At 39.4% G+C, this 24,792-nt stretch carries 19 protein-coding genes and 1 pseudogene; 3 read left to right on the forward strand and 17 right to left on the reverse strand.

The window, feature by feature from the left end; genetic code table 11:
- Nucleotides 1-26 precede the first annotated feature (26 nt).
- The 7 genes from H9X96_RS10240 to H9X96_RS10270 form a co-directional block, all read right to left on the reverse strand.
- Nucleotides 27-3,428 (reverse strand): ATP-binding protein, encoded by a 3,402-nt coding sequence (locus H9X96_RS10240; RefSeq protein ID WP_187666178.1) that lies wholly within the window; start codon nucleotides 3,426-3,428, stop codon nucleotides 27-29.
- A complete protein-coding gene (locus tag H9X96_RS10245) occupies nucleotides 3,421-3,993 on the reverse strand; it encodes a DUF4194 domain-containing protein (RefSeq protein WP_187666179.1) in 573 nt (190 codons plus the stop codon). The genes H9X96_RS10240 and H9X96_RS10245 overlap by 8 nt, the downstream gene beginning before the upstream one ends.
- Complete coding sequence (locus tag H9X96_RS10250; RefSeq protein ID WP_222943874.1) at nucleotides 3,986-5,458, reverse strand: DUF3375 domain-containing protein; 1,473 nt, start codon at nucleotides 5,456-5,458, stop codon at nucleotides 3,986-3,988. The genes H9X96_RS10245 and H9X96_RS10250 overlap by 8 nt, the downstream gene beginning before the upstream one ends.
- Nucleotides 5,459-5,670: 212 nt before the next feature.
- Nucleotides 5,671-6,792 (reverse strand): cytochrome-c peroxidase, encoded by a 1,122-nt coding sequence (locus H9X96_RS10255; RefSeq protein ID WP_187666180.1) that lies wholly within the window; start codon nucleotides 6,790-6,792, stop codon nucleotides 5,671-5,673.
- 9 nt (nucleotides 6,793-6,801) lie between these two features.
- Nucleotides 6,802-8,355, reverse strand: coding sequence for a DUF6850 family outer membrane beta-barrel protein (locus H9X96_RS10260; RefSeq protein ID WP_187666181.1), 1,554 nt, complete (start codon nucleotides 8,353-8,355; stop codon nucleotides 6,802-6,804).
- A 6-nt stretch (nucleotides 8,356-8,361) separates the two neighbouring features.
- The gene (locus H9X96_RS10265) at nucleotides 8,362-9,570 is read right to left on the reverse strand and encodes a DUF4876 domain-containing protein (protein WP_222943875.1); all 1,209 of its coding nucleotides are present in this window, start codon (nucleotides 9,568-9,570) and stop codon (nucleotides 8,362-8,364) included.
- Between the two features lie 7 nt (nucleotides 9,571-9,577).
- A complete protein-coding gene (locus H9X96_RS10270) occupies nucleotides 9,578-12,151 on the reverse strand; it encodes a TonB-dependent siderophore receptor (protein WP_187666182.1) in 2,574 nt (857 codons plus the stop codon).
- Between the two features lie 358 nt (nucleotides 12,152-12,509).
- On the opposite strand from H9X96_RS10270, the gene H9X96_RS10275 reads away from it, so the two are divergent.
- The 3 genes and pseudogenes from H9X96_RS10275 to H9X96_RS23085 form a co-directional block, all read left to right on the forward strand.
- Entirely contained in the window at nucleotides 12,510-12,977 is a 468-nt protein-coding gene (locus tag H9X96_RS10275; protein WP_187666183.1) for a mobile mystery protein A, read from the forward strand.
- Complete coding sequence (locus H9X96_RS22685; RefSeq protein WP_222943876.1) at nucleotides 12,968-13,207, forward strand: hypothetical protein; 240 nt, start codon at nucleotides 12,968-12,970, stop codon at nucleotides 13,205-13,207. The genes H9X96_RS10275 and H9X96_RS22685 overlap by 10 nt, the downstream gene beginning before the upstream one ends.
- Nucleotides 13,208-13,219: 12 nt before the next feature.
- Nucleotides 13,220-13,570 (forward strand): annotated as a pseudogene (locus tag H9X96_RS23085) (mobile mystery protein B); the annotation flags it as partial.
- A 97-nt stretch (nucleotides 13,571-13,667) separates the two neighbouring features.
- Here the strand turns inward: H9X96_RS23085 and H9X96_RS10285 are convergent.
- The 10 genes from H9X96_RS10285 to gmd all read right to left on the reverse strand — a co-directional run bounded on the left by H9X96_RS10285 (nucleotide 13,668) and on the right by gmd (nucleotide 24,777).
- Nucleotides 13,668-15,287 carry a gliding motility protein RemB gene (locus H9X96_RS10285; protein ID WP_187666184.1) on the reverse strand — a complete coding sequence of 540 codons (1,620 nt, stop codon included), beginning with the start codon at nucleotides 15,285-15,287 and terminating at the stop codon, nucleotides 13,668-13,670.
- Nucleotides 15,288-15,296: 9 nt separating this feature from the next.
- Nucleotides 15,297-17,258, reverse strand: a complete 1,962-nt coding sequence (locus tag H9X96_RS10290; RefSeq protein WP_187666185.1) for a nucleoside-diphosphate sugar epimerase/dehydratase — start codon at nucleotides 17,256-17,258, stop codon at nucleotides 15,297-15,299.
- A gap of 74 nt (nucleotides 17,259-17,332) precedes the next feature.
- Nucleotides 17,333-18,241 carry a glycosyltransferase family 4 protein gene (locus tag H9X96_RS10295; RefSeq protein ID WP_255431079.1) on the reverse strand — a complete coding sequence of 303 codons (909 nt, stop codon included), beginning with the start codon at nucleotides 18,239-18,241 and terminating at the stop codon, nucleotides 17,333-17,335.
- Between the two features lie 38 nt (nucleotides 18,242-18,279).
- Nucleotides 18,280-19,140, reverse strand: coding sequence for a glucose-1-phosphate thymidylyltransferase RfbA (gene rfbA, locus H9X96_RS10300; protein WP_187666187.1), 861 nt, complete (start codon nucleotides 19,138-19,140; stop codon nucleotides 18,280-18,282).
- The gene (gene rfbD, locus H9X96_RS10305; protein WP_187666188.1) at nucleotides 19,140-20,012 is read right to left on the reverse strand and encodes a dTDP-4-dehydrorhamnose reductase; all 873 of its coding nucleotides are present in this window, start codon (nucleotides 20,010-20,012) and stop codon (nucleotides 19,140-19,142) included. The genes rfbA and rfbD overlap by 1 nt, the downstream gene beginning before the upstream one ends.
- A complete protein-coding gene (rfbC, locus tag H9X96_RS10310; protein WP_187666189.1) occupies nucleotides 20,009-20,554 on the reverse strand; it encodes a dTDP-4-dehydrorhamnose 3,5-epimerase in 546 nt (181 codons plus the stop codon). The genes rfbD and rfbC overlap by 4 nt, the downstream gene beginning before the upstream one ends.
- A gap of 2 nt (nucleotides 20,555-20,556) precedes the next feature.
- Nucleotides 20,557-21,612, reverse strand: coding sequence for a dTDP-glucose 4,6-dehydratase (rfbB, locus tag H9X96_RS10315; RefSeq protein WP_187666190.1), 1,056 nt, complete (start codon nucleotides 21,610-21,612; stop codon nucleotides 20,557-20,559).
- Between the two features lie 38 nt (nucleotides 21,613-21,650).
- Nucleotides 21,651-22,742, reverse strand: a complete 1,092-nt coding sequence (locus tag H9X96_RS10320; RefSeq protein ID WP_370576731.1) for a mannose-1-phosphate guanylyltransferase — start codon at nucleotides 22,740-22,742, stop codon at nucleotides 21,651-21,653.
- Nucleotides 22,733-23,665 carry a GDP-L-fucose synthase gene (locus H9X96_RS10325; protein WP_187666191.1) on the reverse strand — a complete coding sequence of 311 codons (933 nt, stop codon included), beginning with the start codon at nucleotides 23,663-23,665 and terminating at the stop codon, nucleotides 22,733-22,735. The genes H9X96_RS10320 and H9X96_RS10325 overlap by 10 nt, the downstream gene beginning before the upstream one ends.
- Nucleotides 23,665-24,777, reverse strand: a complete 1,113-nt coding sequence (gene gmd, locus H9X96_RS10330) for a GDP-mannose 4,6-dehydratase (protein ID WP_187666192.1) — start codon at nucleotides 24,775-24,777, stop codon at nucleotides 23,665-23,667. The genes H9X96_RS10325 and gmd overlap by 1 nt, the downstream gene beginning before the upstream one ends.
- Nucleotides 24,778-24,792: the final 15 nt, after the last annotated feature.

Raw genomic sequence — 24,792 nt, forward strand, 5'->3', positions numbered from 1 at the left:
TAAATCTATAGCTGATGGAAATACACTTACTCTTTTACAAAGTGTGCTCTTTCTGCTTTAAACTGTTCAATTGGCATGTCATACAACCAGGAATGTCTTTCATCTTTACGCTCCACAAAGTGAACAAAAGAGATGTCGTTTTCCACGATATGGATGTTATCACTAGGCGTTACGACCAGTAACTGCAAATGAAGCTGTCTGCATAAAGTGATCAGGTAACGTGCTTTATCTTCATCCTGAGCTTTAAAAGCCTCATCAATGGCAATAAAACGGAATGAATTGTTTTGCAATCCTTCTTTTGTCAACCCAAACTGATAAGCAATCGCAGAACCTAGAATCGTATAAGTCAGCTGTGCTTTTTCTCCACCGGAAAGCTGGCCCATGTTCTCATACGTTTTATACTTCTGCCCGGTTTCCTTATAAAACTCTTCTGCTTTATAGCTGTACCAGGAACGGACGTCCATCACCTTTTTGCGCCATTCTTCTTTTTCTAACTTCTCAATTAGCGGCTCAATATGTCTGTCGAAATGCAGTTTCTTGCCTTCCATCAGATCTTCCCCTTCTTGTCCGTTAGGAATCGCATTATTCAACAACGTTCTAAAAGTTTTCACGTCTTCATAAATCCGATCTGGGGCTACCAGCTGAATATAGGTCTTCGGTGTGCTTTTGAAATCGATCTCAAATAGCGCTTCGTTCAATACTTTTACGTTTTCCTTGATGGAATCCGCCCAGTTTTCAAAGAACATCCTGAAATCACCAATCTTATTGATGATCGTTTCCTGCAGATAAGCTTCGAACTTCTGCTCATATTTCGGCAGGTTATCTTCTTTCAACTGCTGCAGTCGTTTTTGATACTCCGCGATGAACTCCAGGTTCGTCGAATCCGGCAGGCCATTCACATCAGAACGCCAATCTTTAAACTTCTGGGTCAGCTGTTCATTGGGCTGCTTGAAGTTATTGATCTTAATTCTCGCCGCATTTTCTTTTTTATGCTTTTCAGAGCGAAGGTCATTTCCAAGGTTCATATTCTGCTCCCTGAAAGTATCCTGTGCCGCCTTAAAGTTGACATGCTGAATGTTCAATAAATGTTCATGAGTCGCTTCAAATTCGGCTACTTCCGGATGGTGTCCTTCAAACAAGGCCAAAGTTTCCTTATTTGCCGTCAGTTCCTTCTCCAGGCTCTGTTTCATCCATTCCGTATCGTGCTTCAGCTTCACGCTGCGCTCTTTTTCCTTATCAATGGCATCTAACTGCCCTTTTACGATTTCCAGTTGTTTCTGCAGCTCCCTAACCTTATCATTAGTTTTCTCCAGACTTTCTTTTACCGCCTTTTTCTCTTCAATTTCTGTGGCATAAACCGCCCAATTCAAGTCTTCAAACACTGCATAATCAGAATGCAGCTGGTAGAATTTCTCTTTCAGCTCATCGATCTTTTTGATGGATTGGTTGATGAATTCCAGCTGCTGCTGATTTTCTTTTTGCTTTTCCTGGAAAGCCGACAATTCCTGTTTCAAGAGGTTGATTTTATCCTTATTGTCCCATCCGAGTACAAAGTTCTCTCTTCTGGCAATATGCGGACGATCATCTTTTTCATGCTTTCCTTTTACCGCGTTGATCAGCCCTTCTTTCGTCAGCGCCTTCTCTTCATAGCGGTTAAATTCTTCCAGACTTTCGGCGCAGCTGTAATTGTACTGACTGGCAATCGCATCCTCTAGCCATTCCGCATACACAGAACCATTTTTAAATTCCAGCTTGTTGACCAATAAATCGCCCTCATAAGACCTTCTTTTCAGGCTGCCCATCGAAGTAAATCCTTTGTAGCGCTGATAAGTAATCCGCCCTTTCAGGTTCGTGCGGTTCACATAGGCATTCACCTCATTGTAATACTTTTCAGGAACAATCAGCCTCAATGCGAAATTATGAAGCACTTTCTCTATCGCCGGCTCCCATTCCAGGTCTTCTTCCCTTACACGGATCAGCTCCCCAATAAATGGCAGTTCATCTTTCGTAGCGCCTACATGAGCCAGGATATCTTCCCTGATGTCGGCTTCTCTTCCGGAGATGTTATTTTTATTTTTTTGAAGAGATCCCACTACTGCCAGCAAGTTATCTACTTCTTCCTGCAGCCGGTCGATCTCATTCTTAATTTGTCTTTTCTTTTCTTCTTCCAGTTCCCGCTGTGCATCTCCTTCCGAGCGCTTTTCTTGTGTTAGGGCTCTGGAATCAGCAAATACATGGGCATCTGGATTTTGAGGAAGGTCCAGCGCGGCCACCAAACGGTTGTAGCTTTCTAGTTTATGCTGACGGTGGTTCCTTAGTTTCTCCGCCTGTTTGATCTCCTCTTCAATCTTTTCAATCTGTTTCCAAACCTCTTCATTTTCAATGGACATCGAAAGCGCTCTTTCCTGCTTCCTTGCCGCCTCATCTTTTTCCTTCAGCTGGATCAGGTCTGCTTTTAATTGCTGCAGCACCTCCTTATTTTTGTCCAGCTTGGCTGTGATCAGCTCCACTCCTTTTCCGGCGAACCAGAATACCGCAGTATCCTTGTCTTTCTGCAGTACTTCCAGCTTGGTTTCAATTTCGGCAAGCTGGGTAGCCAGGTCATCGATTGGACTCAGCTGTGCAATCTGTTCTTTCGCCTTTTCGATGTTTGTTTTCGCATCCATCAGGGTAATGAAACTCTCCTTCAGCTGAATAAATTCTGCTTCTGCGTCCTGATACTCCAGCATGTTCATGCGGATAAATTCGTCCAGGTCTTCGAGTACTTTCACACCTACCACCTGGTTGAACAGGCTTAAAGCATTGACCGAGCGCATCCCAAACAAGTGTGCTAATCTTTCCGCATACTTCGTTGGGCCATCCAGAAACTCTACGCGCTTTTTAGAAACCGCGTAATTGTATATTTTCTCCAGGCGTCTCTTCCAGATCCCTTTACCATCAAACTGGCCAAAGTCTTTTTCAATTTCCAGGGGTACATGGGCAATTCCGAAGCTTCTTTTCAGCTCCCCATTGCTAAACCAACGCACCTGGAACAAGGTGATCACCTGTCCCTCTGTATTTTCAAATGAGGCTAATAATACGGAGTAAGCGGTATGGTCTCTCAGTTTTTGAGTGGTTGCTTTTAGCTCCCCTTCGTTCTGAATATTACCATAATGACCATATACATAAGTCTCTTCCGTTCTATCTCCTTTTTTCTCTACTCCAGAACTCTGGTTATAAAAACGATCTCCTTTCACTGGAACCAGCAAAGTGAGCAAGGCATCAATAAACGTACTTTTACCAGAGGCATTTGCGCCTGTCAGCAGGGAATTGTTTCCTTTAGGCGAAATCTTGAAGATCTCCCCATCAAATGTTCCCCAATTGTACACTTCCATGTATTGCAGACGGTATCCTGCTTTGTCGGAACTTGTGCTAAATAAACTATACATATTCCTCCAGTTTCAGTTTAAAATCTTTTAAAACATCCAGTGTTACTTTTTCCTTGATGATGCGTTGAATTTTGTAAATCGGCTCTGCATCGGCTTCCTGCTGTTCTTTCAAATATCCCAGCTCCACGGTTTTGCGGATATAGCTGTCCAGTTCTTTTAGGAATTTCACACGGTTATATTTTTCTGGCAGGAACAATTCAATCTCTTCACGGATCTCTTTATGGCTGATGAATTTCTCATTGCCATCGATCAGTGTAGGATTGTTATCGAAATCTTCGAGCATCTGGCGTAAAATCACCAGCACGATAGAAGTTTCAAAGCCAATCTGGCGGCGGGAGATCAATCCCATCGTGTGGCCTTCATTATTTTCAAACTGTTTAAAGAAAGCCAGGCCTTCTTCTTTTTTCAAGATCAGCTCCAAACCAATCACATTTAAATAGTGTTGAATCTCTCGCTGGTAATGAATAATATCTTCCCAAACACTGGATTGGGAGTACACCGGGCCTTTCAGCAGCCGGATGATGGCCTTGGAATAAGGCTTTGTTTTATCTTCAAAATTACTCATTCTTTAATAGGATTACTTCAGGTACGTTGATTGACTTCTGCCCTTGGGCGTCAAATAAAATACGCTGTGTGTTTTCTGGGTTGATGGTATGTTTGAACTCTTTGGCCACGGATAAATATCCAAACAGCTCTGGAAGGCCATCTGCGATACCACCATCGGCTTCAATGATTTCAAATAGGGAAACGCGGGCTCTCCCTGACAATACCGTTCTGATTTTTTTCCGCAGCAGTTCTTTATCGATCTTCGTCTGACCGAATAACTTACCCAGCTGCCTTGAACTTAAAATGTCTTTGTCTGCTAACTTAGGCCTTGTGTTATAAAGCAGTTCTTCCGGTTGTTCCAGCATCAGGCGCTGTTCAAAAAAAGGATAGATTTCCAGGTTTGATTCCAGGACCAATCCGATATCCGGACGGTTTTCCTGCTTTCCTACTTCGATCAGCATTGTTTTAATCTCCTGGATCACGTGATGTGTAACCTGGATTTTAGAACCTTCAGATTCTCTGATGATACGGCCTAATTTCTCCGCCATCTTATCATTTGCCTTATACACCTTCTGACCGGAAGCGTGCAAGTATTTCTTCATTCCTTTCAGGAAAAAATCGCCGACTACAATCTCTCTTTCGTCTAATCTTTCGAATAGCGTATTGCTCAGCGTGGTCCATTCTTCCTGTAACACCGGATCCAGCAGGAAAGACCAGAAGGCGTAAAAACTCTTACCCTGCTGACTGTCTTTAATCTGATCCAGGGCATCGAACGTAAATTCCAGGATATGGTCTTTTGTTAAGCTCCCTTCTGCATGTTTCTGATAAATCTGTCTGGTGATCTCTTTAAAGTTATCTTCCACCTCTTTAAAGTCCGACAAAAGTTCTTTTGCCCCTTGTGTCAATTGATTATAACGTGGAATCACTTCATAATCCTGGTAGATCTTCACCTTTTTACCTGATTTCAGCTGTTCGATCTGGTGTTCAATTTCCAGTCTTTTTTCTTCTAAAATGGCCAAACGATTGTCGCGATCACCATTGGTGAACTCCACCAATTCTTTCAACTGATTGAAAATATCCTTGAATCTGGATTCTGTACCTACAAACTCCTTTTTCTGCAGACTCATTAACCAGTCGATGGTTTTACTGGAATGTGCAGAAATCTCGTAGAATATCTCTCCCTGGTCGTCCTGGTAATTCGTTAAAAAACCACTGTCCGTCCACTTCCTCACATATTTTCTGGCCTTTACCTCGTACGAGTCAAAGCTTTCAATTTCATACTCCTCATCATTGTCTACCTGCTTAAGATCCAGGAAGTCAGCCAATAAAGAATGAACATGATCGGAGGAAACGGTAGCTTTCTCATTTATAAAAGTATTGATTAGAAATTCTATCACAATATCCCTGTTCCTCAGCTTCAGCAAATTCACACTTGCTGAGCGATTGAGTACTTCAAGAATCCTGGCACTGTCTATCATCGGCATAAGTTAAAAAGACCGCAAAAGTACGCAAAATCTGACCTAAAGGCCCATTTTGCGCTGATATTTTAAAGAATTAAGCTATTGAATTCCTGGCATTCCAGAGCTCCTAAAAGCTCCGAATCAGGACAATAGAAAGAACTGTCTATCAGACAGATTGCGAGAAATCCAGGAGGACCTCCGCTGATATTTTGAGGAAAAAGCCTGAAATAAAGAAATTATCTTGGCAATTCCGGTCTTCTCATGTGGTACTGTGTTGCGGTAATTGCGTTCATAAAAGCCACTACAGCCTTCACCTCTGCATTGGTTAATTTCAATGGTTTTAACAGTGGATCAGTTTTCGGATATAAAGGATCTGCTTTGGCCTGTGCTGCTGTTGGATCGACCATGTGCATGCCGCTATTGTAAATATTAACCACCCCAGTCATGCTGTCGAACATGCCATTGTGCATCCATGGGCCGGTATGCATCACATCTCTTAAGGAAGGGGTTCTGAATTTCCCTACATCTTCCTTTTTACCGGTGATCAGGTGCCTTCCTAAATCCTGGTATTTGCGCTTATAGTAAGTCAAGCCGATATTATGAAACTCTTCGTCCGTCAGGTATTTTCCATTGTGACAGTTCATACACCTCGCTTTAGTACGGAAAAGGTGCAGTCCATGAAGCTCCTGATCGTCTAAAACTTTGGTTTCTCCATCCAGAAAACGGTCAAACTTACTTCTTCTGCTTCTGATCGTTCTTTCAAATTCACCTATCGACTCCACAATTTGTGGATAAGTGATCTTTTCTTTTCCATAAGCCTTCAGGAACAATTCTCTATAGCCTTTGATCTTCCCTAATTTTTTAGGTAAAGCCTCAGGCTTCATGTTCATCTCATGGTGCGCCGTAATCGGGCCATCTACCTGAGACTCCAATGTTGCCGCCCTGCCATCCCAGAACAAAGTTTTGCGTTCCGCTACATTGAGCAGTGTAGGCGTATTTCTATTGCCCTGCAAATGATCATTTCCGAGTGCTACGGCACGTTTATCGCCCCAGGCGATTTCCGGGTCGTGACAGCTGCTGCAGGAAACCTGATTGGAACCAGAAAGTAATGGATCAAAAAACAAGAGTTGTCCCAGCATCACCTTTGGTTCAGCCATTACCTTAAAATAATTGCTGTCGATAGCTGGCAAGGAACTCATTTCCGTCCAGTTTACACCACTATCAATTGTCGGCTTTGGCCATTCACTGACCGGTTTACTGTATTGTGCTCTTAATGAAGTCTGTTCATCTTCTGCGTAAAAAGCGGATCCGACCACGAAGATCAACAGAAAAGAAAGGATGATAAATATTCTATTCATTATAAATTATTAAAAAGTAATTCCTCCAGTCAGCAGGAATTGGTTACCGGTATATTTTGTGTCGAAAGCGGTATAGCTGTACACCGATTTCAGGGAGATGCCCATTCCATTTTTAAGGGGATAATCCCATCTGGCGGACAAATTTAACTGTTGATAGTCAGAAACATGGTAGGCATAATTACTTTCCAGCATGCGATAAACCGCGCTGGAGGCATTTAAATCTGACCATGAGCGCGTTGCATCGGTATTTTTAGAAATCTTTCCAGCCACCGCAGCCTGCAGCAATGATTTCCCCAGTACACTGGTTAGCCCAAGGTTTATCCCACCACTAATCGCTCTAAAATCCATGCTTCTTGCCGGATCTGCATATTCCGTTCTCTCTGCGGTATAACCGATATCGGCCAATACTTGCCAGGACATTGTTTTTTGCTTTTGCACATTGTAAATTCCTGTTAAGCGAAATTCAGACTGCTCGTTCAGGTAATTTTTACTGGAAGCAATCTTTACATAACTCCCTTGTCCGCGGTTGTCAAATTTCGACTCTATTCCGCTTCTTTGCTCATTTCTGGCGGCTATTTTCAGGCCATACTGACGCTCCTGGTCTCCCAGTAAATAAGCCAGTTCCCCTTTCCAAAGCTTCGATTTCAGCTCTGCCATCGGCAGGGCTTCCAAAACGATTCGTATGGTTTTATCAAAAGAGAAGTCGCGGTATTCCAAAGTAGAAAACAAACCAATCTTATCTTTCGGGGCCAATTGCAGCTGGAAGCCATAACCTCCACCATTATAATAGCTTTCCGTTCTGTTGCCGGCAAACAGCTTATTATCTGTTCCCAGTCCTGTCATGTGATAAACCACTGGGGAACCCAGCTGATTATAAAACTTGATGATGTTTTCCTGCGTATACTTTCTGGCAGAAAGGCCAATTGCCAAATGGTATTTTTGATTTAGGGCACGAGCAGCACCCAGTTCAAATTCCAGGTCTGACACCACATTTTTCGGTCTTGGGTCGATGTCTCGATATTCCAGCAAAGCCCTATATTTTCCAGAAATACCCAGCATCGTTTTACCGAGCTGAATCCCATATCCACCACTAAAAGAATACTGCTCATAGGAAAGGTCACCACCCACCGTATCCGCCATCACATAAGGCGCTATAATGGCATAATCAGAACTTTCATTCCAAAGCACGTTTTTCCTTTTTCCGTTGGAATAGGCTGCCGATCCCCATAGCACATCTTTATCTTTATGTTTCAATAGCGCCTCTGTATCGAAACCAAAACGTTGTCCGCCCTTTCCTTGCTGCATTTCATACCTTCCCTGTTTATCCGCTGTATACCCCAGGCTCAGCTCCGTTAAAGAAGAATTCCGCGAATAGTATTTCATGGCAGGATTCGTATAAAAGCCATCGGTAAAACGGGTCAATGGCGCATGGTATTCCTTCAGTTTTTGCCGCAGCATAAGGCTGTCCAGACCCAAGCTGTCCAGCTTAGCCGTATCACTGGCATGGGAAAAACCGATGCCAGCGACCATGATCACTATAAAAACCTTTAATTGCTTTAACATTTTCTTTTATTGCATTAAGTAAGGTTTAGCTTCCGCCTCAAAGTCTAAACTAGAGTTATTGGTATCTTTCAAAATCACCCTACCTTCAGTAGTTGTAGAAAGCACCTTACGTCTTACACTTTTACCGAATCTGGTTTTATCAGCACTCAGTTTACCGCAGAAAGTCCAGCCCATATCCAAAGAAGGGTCCGTTACAATCCATTGAAAATCCGACTGCACGCTTAAGTTTACGGCATCAATGATCCAGCTGTTTGGAATTTTATATTCTTCCTGATCCATTGGATAAACTACTCCGCCAACCTGCAGGTTATAGCTATAGTCGTATTTTTGATGGGTCAAAAAGTCATCCGTACCATTCGGGAATTTCGCCAGCACATAGCTGGTGAACCCTCTGTTGTGAAGGACCATTCTACCGTAAACATTCTCCATATTTTTTACCTGTGGATTGTCGATATCATCGGCATCCTCGTTAAAAATCTCGAAATCGGCCTTTCTCAGGTCAATAGAAACCGGGTTATATTCTTTATGGTTGATGGCATCATCAGCAATCACTATAGATTTTCCTGGCAATACGGGATATTGCGTTCCGGAACCTGGCACCTTAATCACCGAACCTACTGCTACCGCTTCCGACATCACATTCGGTGTATAATCTCTCTTTTGCGTCGTTAAAAAGTCCGACTGTCCAATCACCAATCCATCTGCATATAGCGTTTGTGCGGAATTGTTATAGATGACAAAGTATTTATCACCCAGGTAAAGTTTGTTTTCAGGTGTTTGTGTTCCGGTGAAAAATATCTCCTGAATTACAAATCCTTCTCCTTCTTCCACAATAAACAGGGCTAAACTTTCCGAATGCTGTGCACCAGTGAGCACCATTCCTTGTTTCAAACCAGCTACCTTTTTCGTCTTCGATTTTCCTTGCTCGGTATAAGTGATCTGACCAGCCAGGCTTACATCATAAGAACCTTCGCCCAAAGTGATGTTCATTTTCTGCTGATCTACATTCGTACTTAGGGTTTCTTTACCCGTGTTGATCTCTTTGAAAGTAACTTTTACTTCCGAAAGCTTCGCATCAGTAAGGCCTGATGGGTTTTCAAGCACCAAGTTTAAAGCGATTTGCTTCGAGTCAAGAACGCTGTCTTTCTTACAAGCATTGAGCATCAATAGTGCACAAAGGGGGATCCATAAATTACGCAAAGTCATCTTCATCATCTCTTTATTATAAATTAAAATTCAATTCCATTCCAAAATAAGGGCTATTTAAACCAGACCTTTTAATCGTATAACCATTCACCGTATAATCCGGTGCATAGTTAAATATCCTGTTCACGAACATGCCTACACGGATTTTATCTTTAAAGTTTTTCACCACTTTAAAGTTGACGTTCACATCTATTGGGATCGTAGTTTTTGCGAATTGGCTCTCCGAAATGTCGGTATTCAGCCATTGCAGATACTTATCACTTTTATCAGCTTCTGTATAAGGGTGTGAAATTCCGTCCAGGCCTACATACGATATTGGCGTTCCAGTGCTGCGGGTATTCTGTTTCGACGAAAACCAACTGCTTTCAATTGCGGTAGAAAACTCCAATCCCACCTTTGGCAGGTAAGTATCAATAATCGCATTGGTATTCAATTGCGACCTGATATAGCCCCCGTCATCCGCATATAAACCAGCATACATAAACTGTTTATTGTCAATCACCCGGTCCTCAATTCTATATACTGGCTGATGATTCTCATAAACCGTCTTGAACCAGGCACCGTATATGGTAATCCGGGTATTGATTTTCTTTACTCTGTTACTAGCGAAGCGGTATTCTATTCCTTCCTTATAAAGCGCACTGTTATTGAGTACCACACTTACCAGCTGCATCCTTCTCCAATCCTGATAAGGAAGATCTTTAATATCCGGTGCGGCAGTAATTTTATCTGGATCCAGGCCTGAAGCATCATATTTCTTAAAGTCCATAATTTTCAATTCTGAGCCATTTCTAAAAGCATTGGTCATGGATTCTTTAAAATAAGTAATGCTCAGCCTATTGCGGTTCATGGAAAAATCGGCTTTCAGCTCCCACTTTCTATTTCTTGCAGGCTGCAGATTCCGATTTTCTGCCAGAAACTTATAGGTCATCACATTGGCTTTTCTATATTCCGGGTTGTTGTGGTAGTAATTGAGCTGCTCCAGATCGTAATAGGTATAATCTGGATACAGCTGGGCGATCACCGGGAACTTACTCTGCCAGCCAATTCCTGCGCCCAATTCAATCTGTAACTGCTGCGTACCAATATTGATTCCTGGCAAAGTCCAATGTGCGTTGGCACGAGGATCTACTGCCGACAAACCCGCCATCGTCATTGCTCTTGCCCCTGCCACCATCTCCAGCTTGTGCGCGCCCAGCATTACATTTATTCTGTCTTCTGCAAAAACCGACAAGTCTTTCGTCGCTGGAATATCCCTATATGATCTTGGCCTGGTCGACATCCCTGCTGAAGGTGGTAAATAAGGATCAAATACTTGTCCGAGGCCTAGGTTTTTACTATAATTGGCTTCTGCTCCTACCAGAATGGCATGGTTGATTTTCCCTGATTTGAAGCCCATATTGGCCATCGCTTTTAGGAAAGCATCCACAGGTTTCCCATCTACCAGCAAATTTGCCGTATAATTAGGGGGAAGGAAACCAATATCATGGACACCCGCGTCCGTATAAGGATTTACAGTTGTTGCCGCCCCAGTCTGCACCCATTTTGTCTGGTTGATCTGATCGCGCTGCATACTCAGTGAAGAATTGACTACGATTGATTTCAGGAATCCTAGCTGATGGAAATTGATGTTCAGGTTGTTGCTAAAAGCCAGACGGTTGTAGGTGGATTTATATTTATCTACGCTCAACAAGTCTAGATCCGGATCACTGCGGTAGTTGTCGAAGGAAGTTCCATAGTCCAGGCTACTTTTCAGGTCGATGTCTCTGGTATTATTTTCCCAAAGCTTGTTTAGGCGAATGGAGGTATTTACTCTCTTAAAGTTTTCATAACGGTTTGTGGGATCCGCTTTGGCATCCAGATAATCGAAATCTACATTCAGCAGGATCTTCTGATCCGGGAAGGCGAAACCTTTTCCTACATAGGCGAGTTTACTAAAGCCATCAGACTTGAACCTTGCTTCTACGCCACTTTCACCCTGTTTACGGATGATTTTCACGACACCGTTGGTGATGTCGCCATATTCAACAGAAGGGATCCCCCTGATGATTTCCACCCTTTCAATCTGATCGGTAGAAAGGGTACGCATGTCTACTCCTTTAGCGGTAATGTCTCGATTGGTATTGCGATCGCTTTGTGCCGTTAACCCTGCAGTATATTGCATATTTGCGCGTGTGCTGATGGGTGCTCCGTCGATCAGGAATGAGGTTCCTAAGGAGGAGATGTCGTAACCTGTACTTGGCGTACCTGTTTGTCTTAAATGAATCAGGTTGGCGGATCTCAGGTTGGGATCTGCCGATCTACCTCCTGGTAACAATGCCAATAAATCGGTAAAACTGGAAGGCTGCAAGTGCTGCATCGCCTTGCGGTCAATTATCGAAGCGGTACTTAATCCTTTCGATTCTTTTGCCGTGATCACTACTTCATCCAGTGAGATCTGCTTTGCCTTGAGGCTATCGATTTTGTTATTTACTGTATCTTTTTTAGAAGAATTGTTCTTTTTGCCTTTTTGCTGGGCCTGCGCCGGTGAAATGAGTGTTACTGACGTCAGACAAAAAAGTGAAAAAAGAAAATTATAGCTACCCCGCATCCCTGTTATTAATTGTAAAATAACGAGTTAATCCCAATTCGTTATTTAGAAGAAATCTAATTAAACGCAAAAGTAGGATTTATTCCGTAGAAAAAAAGGGGAATTTCAAAAAAGCGAGGGAAAGGAGGAATGGGTGTTTTTTAATATAATTCACAAAGCAATCCCCATGGCAGCTATGTTTTGACCGAAATAACAATCATTTCAATTAGGATTCTAGAATCCCTGTAGATATTATGCATTTTCTTTAAAGCTTTGGCTTTAAAGAAAATGCATAATATCAGCGTATATACTTAAAAATTAAATTGAATTTTAAAGTTATAGCTTTATATTTGATATGTAAAATTAAAGATATATGCTTATGAAGCTTAAAAACAGCAGGCTACTAATTATAAGACAATTGGATAAAAAAATACAGTTATTCATGCCTTTGTCCACAATTCAAATCCCACCAACTGGTTGGATTAGTACTCTACGTAAGTCCTTAAATATGTCTTTGAAGCAATTAGGTCAGAAAATGACTATGTCTGCACAAGGTGTAAAGGATTTAGAGAATAGAGAAGCAGAAGGCTCTATAAGTATTAATTCTTTAAAAGCTGCAGGTGAAGCCTTGAATATGAAACTAGTTTATGGGTTCATTCCCAAAGATAGTTCTCTTGAAGAAATGATTGAAAAAAAAGCACGTATTATTGCTGTTGAGATCGTAAAAAGAACCTCAATAACTATGTCGCTTGAAGATCAGGCAAATTCAAATGAACGGCTAAAACAAGCTATTGAAGAAATGACACTTGATATTAAAAAAGATGTCCCAAAAAGCCTATGGGACTAGACATCGAGTATTTAGATGGTCAGACCCCTTTAAACGAAGAAGAAAAAGATGGGCTGTTAATCTCTTTAATTACTACTAGAGGAGAATTGGACGAGGCGGAGCAACGCAATGTTGAAGAAGCTATGTTGTGGTTAAGACAACGTCGAAAAAGATTTACAGGATCAGAAATTCTAACTGAGCAATTTATATGTAACCTTCATATTAAAATGCTATCAGGTGTATGGCGTTGAGCAGGTTCATTCCGTACTTCTGAAAAAAATATCGGGATAAAATCCTATTTAATTGGAACAAATTTACGCGTACTAATTGATGATTGCATATACTGGATTGAACATCGCACCTACACTCCGGATGAAATAGCGATTCGCTTTAAGCATCGTATTGTTTTAATTCATTGCTTTGCTAATGGGAATGGGAGGCATTCACGGTTAGTTGCTGATGTGATTGTAAATAAGATATTCGGACTTGAAGCATTTTCATGGGGAAATAACAGTCTCGTACAAGGTGGTGAAACTCGGGGAAGATATATTTCTGCATTACGTGAAGCTGATAAGGGCAATTTTGATCCGCTAATTGAATTTTCTAGATCCTAATTATTTAGTTAAAGCGTAAAGTTTGCAATTTTTGTTAAATCAAAAAGGCCAGCGTTTTTGTCGCTGGCCTTTTTGATAAATATTTATAGGAGTAACTTTACATGTCCTGATATAAGTTCCTGAATGTACTTCTCAATCCAAATGTGATTAAGCCAGTGTTCTTATTACCCAAGCTATTGCTTTCTTTTCTATAAACTCCTCCTACTTCCAAGCGTAGGTTGTATTTTGGATTTAAAAGGTAGGCTACGCGTCCTTCAGCGAAGTATAAGTTAGTTTTAATACCTTGGCCGATATAGTTACCATATTGAGATACCCTGGTATCATAAGACTTAAAAATGTCCTTTCCATAGTTTTGTCCTTCTGGATCCAGACCATATCTCGCATACATCAACTGTCCTTGAAAATCGAAACGTTTGTAAGTATAGTTCATCAATCCTAATACCTCTTTAAAGTTTGCTCCCATAGGGTGCGCTAAGGGCTGATTCATTGCCGCATAATTTGATACCCTATCAAAGTGAGCATAAGTATATGGCCTTGCTGTGTTAAACTCAGCTAGATAATTTAAGCCTTCTACTTTGAATAAGTCAGAACCTCTAAAACCTATTTGTAAAGCCCATTTATTTGCCCAGTAGCCTTTGTTACCAAAAAACTCTTTAGCGGTAAACTCATCGATCATGAACTGACCGTAAACCGTTGTTTTATCTAAAATTTCATATTTTGTATTAATACCTAAGCGCATTTTATCCGGCGAAGTAGTATTTGCACTTTCAACAGAGCGAAGAAAGATAAAAGGATGAATATAATTAAAGTCGAAACCTCTTTTACCTTCGGGTTCTGCATCTGCCCAGGTTACTGCCTGGAAAAATCCAATAGAAAAACGCTTTGTGGCATTCCAATCTACATAGTGCATTGCTGCCCATTTCCCACGATCTCCCAAACGTCTATCGGTCGTCAGCTTTTGTGCACCCGGATCCAGCATATAACCAAAAATCGTTTGGTATTGTACGTTACCTAAGCTTGCACGTAACCTTACAAAAGAATAGTTTGCTGCTACGTCAGAAAGTAACATGGAACGGTACCCGTCGCCAATAAAGTTTTTATCGTAACCTACTGCAAGGTTTAAATGCTTATTAGGGGTATAAGAGAGTAATGCTGTTGCATAAGACCAGTCTTTGGTGGTCCCTGATAATTTACCGGACATCTGACTTGGCACCACTTGATTGGTGTTGATAAAATCTGTCAGGTAGTTGGCAAACACACCTTGATTCTCATAAACATTCGTATAGAAAGAAAACTGCTTTCCTACTGTACCACCTAATTGAACTCCTCTAGTATTGATCCAGGTTGTTTTACCCTCGTTGAATTCCCTTCCAATTTGGAAATCTGGCAGGAAGTCGGCGTAAACCTCGTAATCCTCACCTTTAAAATTCAATAAATGTTCTTCAGTAATCTTTCTTCTCAGCCAGGAACGGTGATTTAAAGAATCCGTGCCCATTTTCATCAACTCATTATAACGATGAACCAATAAAGAATCGTCCGCATAGTAACCCTTTATAGAAGAATGTGAACGATTGTTTACATCGTAAACTGATTTATTCAGCTTTTGATAAAATTGATAAGAATATGGAATATTGACATTCGGTGTTTGTGCTTGAGCACTGATACTGCCAAAAATTAGGGCTCCTATCCAGGAGATGTGTTTGGTTTTAAAATTCATGTGGGGGTTCTAGTTCTGAGGTATTACAGGAGCTTCCTGGCGTTCCACATCTAACTCTTCAAAGATGGAGTTTTTACTTTTAAATTCTGGAACAATGACTTTCATCTGCTGCACTACTTTAGTGGTATGGTCGGTTACTGCATAACCTGCCAATTTCACCAGTTGTAATTGCACTTCATTAAAATCATATTCTCTTACCTTACCAATCATGATTTTTTCATGGTGTGTAGGCATCGTATTTTCATTGTCATTCAATAACTCTTCAAATAACTTCTCACCAGGGCGTAATCCCGAAAAAGCAATTTTTATATCTTCATTTGGCACTAAGCCAGCTAGGCGAATCATCTTTTTAGCCAGTTCAACAATCTTAACAGATTTACCCATATCAAAAACAAAAATCTCTCCTCCTTTTCCCATACAACCTGCTTCTAATACTAAACGGCATGCCTCCGGAATGGTCATAAAATAACGGGTAATTTCAGGATGGGTTACCGTAACCGGCCCACCCTTTTCGATCTGTTGTTTAAAACGAGGGATTACTGAGCCATTAGATCCCAAAACATTTCCAAAACGTGTGGTAATGAATTTGGTGATTGGCTTGGCATGTAGATCATTGATATAACTAAGGCCGTTACTAAAGATATGATCGGTATGGTGGAGGGAATTATTCAACGATTGAACATAGATTTCGGCAATTCTTTTAGAAGCTCCCATTACATTGGTAGGATTCACTGCTTTATCCGTAGAAATCATTACAAACTTCTGCACACCATGCTTCACTGATTTGTCAGCGATCATCTTAGTGCCCATCACGTTTGTTTTAATCGCCTCTGCAGGGTTATCTTCCATTAAAGGAACATGTTTATAGGCAGCTGCGTGATACACATAATGTGGCTTATACGTCTCAAAGAGAAAATCCATTCGTTTTTCGTCTTTTACATCCCCAATAAAAGCATGGAAATTAGTATTGGCATGGGTCTCCTCCAATTCTAAATAGATATTGTGTAATGCCGTTTCACTTTGATCACAAAGAATAATCAACCCTGTCTCAAACTTTAATAGTTGTCTAACAATTTCACTACCAATAGATCCTGCAGCACCAGTAATTAAGATTCTTTTGTCTTTTAGCTGATTTTGTATTCCGTTGATATCAATTTCAATTGGCTTCCTATTTAAAAGATCCTCAATGTTCAAGTTTTGAATTTGAGCAGTAGTGACCTGTCCTTTAGCCCATACATCAGGAGAAGGAATGTTTAATATTTTTACATTGTGCTCTAAACATACATCCACTACCTGGTTTTTCCTATCAGGAGGAATAGTATAAGAAGCAAAGATAATTTCATCGACTTCATGTTTTATAATTAGGTGCTCCAATTGAGAAGCGTCTAAAATCTTTACTCCATCAATGGTTTTTCCTACTTTTCTTAAATCATCATCTACAAAAGCAATAATTGTCTTATTTACTTTAGCATCATGATCAAAAGTTCTTTTTGTTGCTACACCAGCTTCACCCGCGCCATAAATAATTACTCTAATCTTATCAAGCTTGGCATTCTTTAAGTACATAAAGAAGTATTTCACAATAATTCTATAGGTAATCAGCATTAAGAAGCTAAACAGCGTATATATTACAATGGCTACATTACTTACTACTGAAGAGCCAGTCGCAACAATAATCACTGCATTGGTAAAGAAAATAACTAAGGAACTTAAAATAACTGAAAATAAAATCCTAAAAGAATCCTGCGCTGAAGTATATCTAACTATCCCAGCAAAGGTTTTTACACTATAGAAAACCAATGTATTTACTGCAATAACTAATAATATAGATTTATAAAACCCAATAAAATTAATTTTATCAATGATAAAGTTATGCTGCAAAATAACAGCAAACAATAAAGCAAGTAAGCTTAAACAAATATCAATGGTAAAGATAATCCAGCGGGATACAATTTCAAGTTTAGTGAACATAGAGCTTAATTAGTACATCTTGCCAAATTTAATAAAATATAAACCATAAAGTAATACTTAATCTCAGGTATAAATTACATTTCTGTTACTACAACTATTCGGGGTTTAATCAAACAATAGATCAAGACCAGAGGTATTGTAGTCACTAAAAATACTGGTAAAAAATCCCAGGGCAAATACAGCACAGCAACAATAATGCCCAATTGCAACACTGCATAGACCGTAGAGACCAATAAATGCGGCCATTTTTGTTCATTGGCTAAAATCTGGTAAAAATGCAGGCGGTGTGCATCGAAAATATTGTGCTTTAACTTTAAACGGTGTATAATTGTCAAGACAGTATCTACTCCATAGACTGCTAAAAATAATACATAAGCATAGTTTTCAGACACCATTATCAGTTTCAATACCAGGAAAATAATCCAAAAAGCAATAGTTACACTTCCTACATCTCCGGCAAAACACTTTGCCCGCTTTCTGAAATTGAAAAATAAGAAAACCAAAGAAGCTAAAATCGGCAACCAGATCAAATCAGGCTGGATGAAGTTAATCACTTGGTAGTTTACATATTGTAATCCGCTGAGCACTACAATGCTATAGGCGCCTGTAATCCCATTAATCCCATCCATGAAGTTATAGGCATTGATTACACCTATCACCAGAATGTAAAGCAGAATACTAGCCCAGAAGGGTAACAATTGAAAAATCCCTAAAGAAAGAAAAAGTAGTGTCACTGCGACCAGGTGGAAAACAATCCTAACCTTGCCAGACAAGGTAATCCGATCATCTACAAAACTGATGATGCCTATAATGAATAAGCCCAGGATTGGCATCCAGAATTCCGCATGTAGGACTAATGCTATCAAGGCCGCGAAAAGGTAAATGATTCCACCTCCACGAATGGTAACCTCCGAATGAGAACTACGCTCATTCGGATGATCAATAATGTTAAAATGGTCTGCAATCTTGAAATACAAGAGCATTCCTATAAAAAAAACCGGAATTAATATCAAATAGAGCATTACTTGATTTGCTTCAATAAATAACTACCATACCCACTTTTCAATAATGGAGTTGCAATGGTCTTCAACTCTTCGGCGGTAATAAATCCCATGCGATAAGCAATTTCCTCTATACATCCAATTTTTAAGCCCTGACGTTCTTCGATCACCTGAACAAACTGTCCGGCCTGCATCAAAGAAGCGAAAGTGCCTGTATCCAGCCATGCTGTTCCCCTGCTTAGGACGCCGACTTTTAACATACCTCTTCTTAAATACTCTTTATTTACATCCGTAATCTCATATTCACCACGGGGTGAAGGTTTTATGTTTTTAGCAATTTCAACAACATCATTGTTGTAGAAATACAATCCTGGAACTGCAAAATCAGATTTAGGCAGTTCAGGTTTCTCTTCTATTGAAAGCACATTTTTGTCATCGTCAAATTCCACGACACCATAACGTTCCGGATCAGCCACCTGGTAAGCAAACACCACACCACCCACTGGATCAGAACTAGCCTGTAATAATTTAGCCATCCCATCACCATAAAAAATATTATCACCGAGTACTAAGGCAACCTTATCCTGACCTATAAACTCTTCTCCAATTACAAAAGCCTGAGCCAACCCATTAGGAGTCTCCTGTACAGCGTAAGTAAATTTACAACCTAGCTTAGTCCCGTCTCCTAATAGCTTTTCAAAATTTGGTAAATCATGAGGCGTAGAGATAATCAAAATCTCATTGATTCCTGCTAACATTAAAATAGAAAGCGGGTAATAGATCATTGGTTTATCATAAACCGGCATCATCTGCTTGCTCATGACTAACGTTAAAGGATGCAACCTAGTGCCACTTCCTCCTGCTAAAATTATACCTTTCATTATGATTGTCTATCTAATTGTTCAATACATTTAATTAGGCTATCTCTCCAGTAAGGGATAGTAATACCAAATGTGGTTTTAATTTTTGTTTTATCCATTACTGAGAAAGCTGGCCTTATCGCTTTAGTTGGATAGGCTGATCCAGGAATCGGGTTTAATTTAACCTCAATCTTACTAAGATCAAAAATACCCTTAGCAAAATCATACCAGGATGTTACTCCTTCATTACTATAATGATAAGTTCCATATTTTTTATTGTCAATCGCTATAATATCAAGAATAACACCGGCTAAATCAATTGCATAAGTTGGTGTTCCAACCTGATCAACGATAACACCAAGTTCATCACGGTCAGTTCCTAGCTTACGCATGGTTTTCACAAAGTTATTTGCAAATTCTGAATACAACCAACTGGTTCTTATGATATAATGTGCTTCTAAAATTCTGGCAATTCCCAATTCCCCATCCAGTTTAGTTTTGCCATAAACGTTTATTGGATTCGCAATATCTTGTTCATTTAAAAGCTTTGGCAGATTTCCTTCAAAAACGAAGTCTGTCGAAACATGGATAAGCGTAGCATTATATTCAGCGCAAAGACCAGCTAAGTTTTCAGCACCAACTTGATTTATCTTTTTACAAAGCTCGAAATCATCTTCAGCCTTATCTACCGCTGTATAAGCTGCGCAGTTAATCACAAACCGAGGAGATTCATTCTGAAATAATTTATGTAATAAATCAAGATCTAAGATATTTCCTTGAATTTCATCCAGATATACTAATGAACTCAAGCCTCGTTCCAAACTAACTTTTTTTAAACAGGTTCCCAGTTGGCCAATACCACCAAATACCAGAATTTTATTATCTATGCTCATACGGTTCTTTTTGAAAAAAACGGCAAAGAAAGGTCTTTATCAGCAATAATCCTTTTATCTTCCTCTATTAACCAATCTATATTTAACTCTGGACACCCAAAATGAATGCCTTGTTCGGATTCCTTATTATAAAAATTATCACATTTATAAAAGAATTCAGCTGTATCACTTAATACAGCAAAACCATGCAAAAATCCTCTTGGAACATACAGCTGCAATTTGTTTTTTGCGCTTAAACGAACCGCAAAGTGCTGTCCATAAGTATCTGATTCTGGTCTAGCATCAACAGCTACATCCAAAACTTCACCCTGTAATACGCGCACCAATTTGGCTTGAGCGTAATCTCCCTCCTGAGCATGTAATCCCCTGATTACTCCAAATGAAGAAAAAGATTGATTATCTTGTACAAAATCACCAGACATACCTGTAAGGCGTTCAAAACTCGCTGAGTTAAAGCTTTCGAAAAAATAGCCTCTACTATCTTCAATTACCTTGGGTTTGATAATCATGCACCCCTTTAATCCTGTTTCTTGTATTTCCATTATTATTTATTGCTGTATTGATTTTTATAGTATTCCTGATAATTACCCGAGGTAACACTATCAAGCCATAATTCATTTTCCAAATACCAATCCACTGTCTTTTCAAGACCTTCTTCAAATTGTAACGATGGCACCCAACCAAGTTCAGTTTGCAATTTTGTTGAATCAATTGCATAGCGTAAATCATGTCCTGCTCTATCGGTTACATAAGAAATCAGTTTAGCTGATTCACCTGAACTTCGGTTCAACTTGCGGTCCATGATATCGCAAAGTAAATGAATCAAGTCAATGTTCTTCCATTCATTATGTCCACCAATATTATAAGTATCACCCGATTTAGCATTATGGAATATGGTATCAATAGCGCGAGCATGATCTTCTACCCAAAGCCAATCTCTAACATTCTCTCCTTTTCCATAAACAGGAACCGGCTTGTTAGTTTTTATATTATTTATAGCAAGTGGTATTAATTTCTCTGGGAAATGGTGTGATCCGTAATTATTGGAACAGTTTGAGATTACAATATCTAAACCATAAGTATCATGATATGCACGAACAAAATGATCAGAGCTAGCTTTAGAAGCAGAATAAGGACTATGTGGATCATAACTTGTTTCTTCTGTAAACATTCCTGTTTCGCCCAAGGCACCGTAGACCTCATCTGTACTTACATGATAAAAGCGATGCTTATCATAATTACCTTCCCATGATTTACGAACCGCATTTAGCAAATTTACTGTGCCAATTACATTGGTCATCACAAACTCCATTGGATTGCTGATTGACCTATCCACGTGCGATTCTGCCGCTAAATGAATGACTGCATCAGGGTTTTCCACTAAAAATAATTCATTTATAAACTCAGCGTCAGTTATATCACCCTTTATAAATTTATAATTGGGAGCATCTTGAATATCTTTGAGATTCAAAAGATTACCGGCATATGTTAACTTGTCCAAATTTACAATTTGACAATCTGGATAGGTTTTCACAAACCGTCTTACCACATGCGACCCTATGAAACCGGCCCCTCCGGTGATTAATATTTTATTTAACATATTTTTTCAAAAATTGATTTTCAATAAATACAGTCCAACTATGAATAAATCGGACCAAAATTTTCCACCATTCTTCCCGCAACCTGCTTAATTTCTTGTTCATCAGATTTAGGATAAATCAGTAGAACTTCACCATCATCAACCACAATAAAATTATTAAGACCTTTAATAACTGCTGCCTTCCCTTCAGGGAGGTGAATAATACAATTTTCAGTAGCTTCAAGACTAACCACTTTACAATTTACAACATTCTGATTTGAATCCTTTTCTGCCACTGCATGCAGTGAGGCCCATGTACCTAAATCAGACCAGCCAATATCCGCCGGAATGGTAAAAACATTGTCTGCTTTTTCTAGGATGGCATAGTCAATCGAAATATTTGGAGAAGAGGAATAGTTTTCCGTTATAAATGGAATTTCCATCTCTGTGTTGTAAGCAGAATTTCCACGAGTAAACAATTCATGGATTTCGGGCGAATGCTTTTGAAAGGCTTTTGAAATAGATTTTGCCGACCAAATGAAAATACCGGCGTTCCATAGATATCCACCACTTTTCAAAAATTCTTCGGCCTTTTCTAAGGCTGGTTTTTCCATAAAACGTAATACTGGATACACACCACTTTCATCCTCTTTTCTAAAGTTGATATAGCCATACCCCGTATCTGGTCTTGTTGGATTAATACCCAAAGTTAAGAGCGCATTATTAGCAGCAGTAAAATCTAAAGCTTTCTCAATATTATTCAAAAATTCCTGTTCCTTTAATATCAAATGATCTGAAGGTGCAACAACAATATTTGCATCAGGGTTACTTTGCAATATTTTGTAACTTGCATAAGCAATACATGGTGCAGTATTATTACGGCTTGGCTCAAGTAAAATCTGATTACCAGATAAATTCACTATTTGGTCTTTGACTATATCCCGATATAGTTCATTTGTCAAAATATAAATGTTTTCTGCTGGACAAATTTTCAAAAAACGGTCATAAGTCAGTTGCAACAGTGATTTTCCAACACCCAAAATATCGATAAATTGCTTAGGAAAATGATTACGGCTCTTTGGCCAGAATCGAGAACCAACTCCCCCAGCCATTATCAAAACGTAATTGTTTTTATTTATTTCTAATTCCAATCTGAATCTTTTATTTCGTTATAAACTTTTGCGATTCCTTCTTCCAGGGAAATTTTAGCACGCCATCCTAAACCATTCAATTTAGTCACATCCATCAATTTTCTGGGTGTACCATCAGGTTTACTCGTATCTGTTAAAATCTCTCCTTTGAAAGCTGTAATTGTTTTTACTAAAATTGCCAATTCAAGTATAGAAATATCTTCACCTACTCCAATATTCACCAAACCTGGTTCGTCATAAGTATTCATCAAATAAATACAGGCCTGAGCTAAATCATCGGCATGCAAGAATTCGCGTTTTGGACTACCTGTTCCCCATATTGTAACCGCCTTATCACCATTTCGCCTTGCAGTAATAAACTTTCTCAACATAGCTGGAAGAACATGTGAATTATTTAAATCATAATTATCATTCGGTCCATACAAATTTGTTGGCATTACAGAAATGAAATTACTTCCATACTGTGCACGATATGCATCACACATTTTAATACCAGCAATCTTAGCAACAGCATAAGGCTCATTAGTCGGCTCTAACTCACCAGTCAATAAATATTCTTCTTTGAGTGGCTGAGGTGCTAGTTTAGGATAGATACATGAAGAGCCTAAAAACATTAATTTTTTGACCCCATGTAAATACGAATGATGAATCACATGATTTTGAATCATCAGGTTTTCATATATAAAGTCTGCCCTATAGGTATTGTTAGCGATGATACCTCCAACTTTAGCCGCAGCTAAAAAAACATAGTCAGGTTTTTCTACTATAAAAAAATCTGCAACCGCTTTGCTATCCCGTAAATCTAACTCCGAGGAGGTCCTAACAATAATATTATGAAACCCTTCCAATTTAAGTTGACGCAAAATTGCAGATCCAACCATGCCACGATGACCTGCAATATAAATTTTATCATTTAAATCCATTATTCAAATTGATTCTTAACACTATAACCAGCGGCCTTTAACATCAATTCTTTACGGAAATGATCCAAATCAGATTCCATCATTTCTTTCACCAATGCAGGTAGGTCATATTTCGGTGTCCATCCTAATTTAGTTTTTGATTTAGTTGGATCTCCAATTAACAAGTCAACTTCAGTTGGTCTAAAATATGCAGGGTCAACCGCGATAACTTCTTTACCAATTTCAATATTGAAATCTACATTTGAACATGATTTAATATAGCCTTTCTCTTCTGGTCCTTCTCCTCTAAATTCAATTTCCACTCCTACTTCAGCAAAAGACATCTTTACAAAATCACGAACTGTAGTCGTAACTCCTGTAGCAATAACATAATCCTCGGCTGTATCCTGCTGAAGAATCAACCACATAGCTTCTACATAATCTTTAGCATGTCCCCAATCTCTTCTTGCATCTAAATTCCCTAGATAGACCTTATCTTGTAAACCTAATGCAATCTTCGAGACTCCCCTAGTTATTTTGCGTGTTACAAAAGTTTCCCCACGAAGTGGGCTTTCATGGTTAAATAAAATACCATTACAGGCAAACATTCCATAAGCCTCTCTATAGTTCACCGTTATCCAATAAGCATACATTTTTGCTACCGCATAAGGCGAGCGAGGATAAAAAGGTGTCGTCTCCGACTGAGGAACAGCTTGCACTAATCCATATAGTTCAGATGTAGAAGCTTGATATATTCTAGTTTTTTTTTCTAAACCCAAAATACGTAGAGCTTCTAACAAGCGGAGCGTTCCAATACCATCTGCATTGGCTGTATACTCAGGTGTGTCAAAACTCACTTTCACATGACTCATAGCACCAAGATTATAAATTTCATCTGGTTGAACCTCTTGAACAATTCTAATTAAATTCGTTGAATCACTCAAATCTCCATAATGTAATTTAAACCGTACGTTTGCATCATGCGGATCCTGATACAGATGATCAATTCGATCGGTATTAAATAATGAACTACGTCGTTTAACACCATGTACTTCATATCCTTTTTTCAACAATAAATCAGCGAGATATGCTCCATCCTGACCTGTTATACCCGTTATAAGTGCTATTTTCATTTCTTTTATATAGAA

It is taken from the genome of Pedobacter sp. N36a (assembly GCF_014472395.1).
Lineage (GTDB): Bacteria > Bacteroidota > Bacteroidia > Sphingobacteriales > Sphingobacteriaceae > Pedobacter.

Excerpts from the sequence above, each read along its gene's own strand:
- H9X96_RS10240 (WP_187666178.1), bottom strand. The coding sequence starts at position 3,428 with ATGTATAGTTTATTTAGCACAAGTTCCGACAAAGCAGGATACCGTCTG.
- H9X96_RS10245 (WP_187666179.1), bottom strand. The coding sequence starts at position 3,993 with ATGAGTAATTTTGAAGATAAAACAAAGCCTTATTCCAAGGCCATCATC.
- H9X96_RS10250 (WP_222943874.1), bottom strand. The coding sequence starts at position 5,458 with ATGCCGATGATAGACAGTGCCAGGATTCTTGAAGTACTCAATCGCTCA.
- H9X96_RS10255 (WP_187666180.1), bottom strand. The coding sequence starts at position 6,792 with ATGAATAGAATATTTATCATCCTTTCTTTTCTGTTGATCTTCGTGGTC.
- H9X96_RS10260 (WP_187666181.1), bottom strand. The coding sequence starts at position 8,355 with ATGTTAAAGCAATTAAAGGTTTTTATAGTGATCATGGTCGCTGGCATC.
- H9X96_RS10265 (WP_222943875.1), bottom strand. The coding sequence starts at position 9,570 with ATGATGAAGATGACTTTGCGTAATTTATGGATCCCCCTTTGTGCACTA.
- H9X96_RS10270 (WP_187666182.1), bottom strand. The coding sequence starts at position 12,151 with ATGCGGGGTAGCTATAATTTTCTTTTTTCACTTTTTTGTCTGACGTCA.
- H9X96_RS10275 (WP_187666183.1), top strand. The coding sequence starts at position 12,510 with ATGAAGCTTAAAAACAGCAGGCTACTAATTATAAGACAATTGGATAAA.
- H9X96_RS22685 (WP_222943876.1), top strand. The coding sequence starts at position 12,968 with ATGGGACTAGACATCGAGTATTTAGATGGTCAGACCCCTTTAAACGAA.
- H9X96_RS10285 (WP_187666184.1), bottom strand. The coding sequence starts at position 15,287 with ATGAATTTTAAAACCAAACACATCTCCTGGATAGGAGCCCTAATTTTT.
- H9X96_RS10290 (WP_187666185.1), bottom strand. The coding sequence starts at position 17,258 with ATGTTCACTAAACTTGAAATTGTATCCCGCTGGATTATCTTTACCATT.
- H9X96_RS10295 (WP_255431079.1), bottom strand. The coding sequence starts at position 18,241 with ATGCTCTTGTATTTCAAGATTGCAGACCATTTTAACATTATTGATCAT.
- rfbA (WP_187666187.1), bottom strand. The coding sequence starts at position 19,140 with ATGAAAGGTATAATTTTAGCAGGAGGAAGTGGCACTAGGTTGCATCCT.
- rfbD (WP_187666188.1), bottom strand. The coding sequence starts at position 20,012 with ATGAGCATAGATAATAAAATTCTGGTATTTGGTGGTATTGGCCAACTG.
- rfbC (WP_187666189.1), bottom strand. The coding sequence starts at position 20,554 with ATGGAAATACAAGAAACAGGATTAAAGGGGTGCATGATTATCAAACCC.
- rfbB (WP_187666190.1), bottom strand. The coding sequence starts at position 21,612 with ATGTTAAATAAAATATTAATCACCGGAGGGGCCGGTTTCATAGGGTCG.
- H9X96_RS10325 (WP_187666191.1), bottom strand. The coding sequence starts at position 23,665 with ATGGATTTAAATGATAAAATTTATATTGCAGGTCATCGTGGCATGGTT.
- gmd (WP_187666192.1), bottom strand. The coding sequence starts at position 24,777 with ATGAAAATAGCACTTATAACGGGTATAACAGGTCAGGATGGAGCATAT.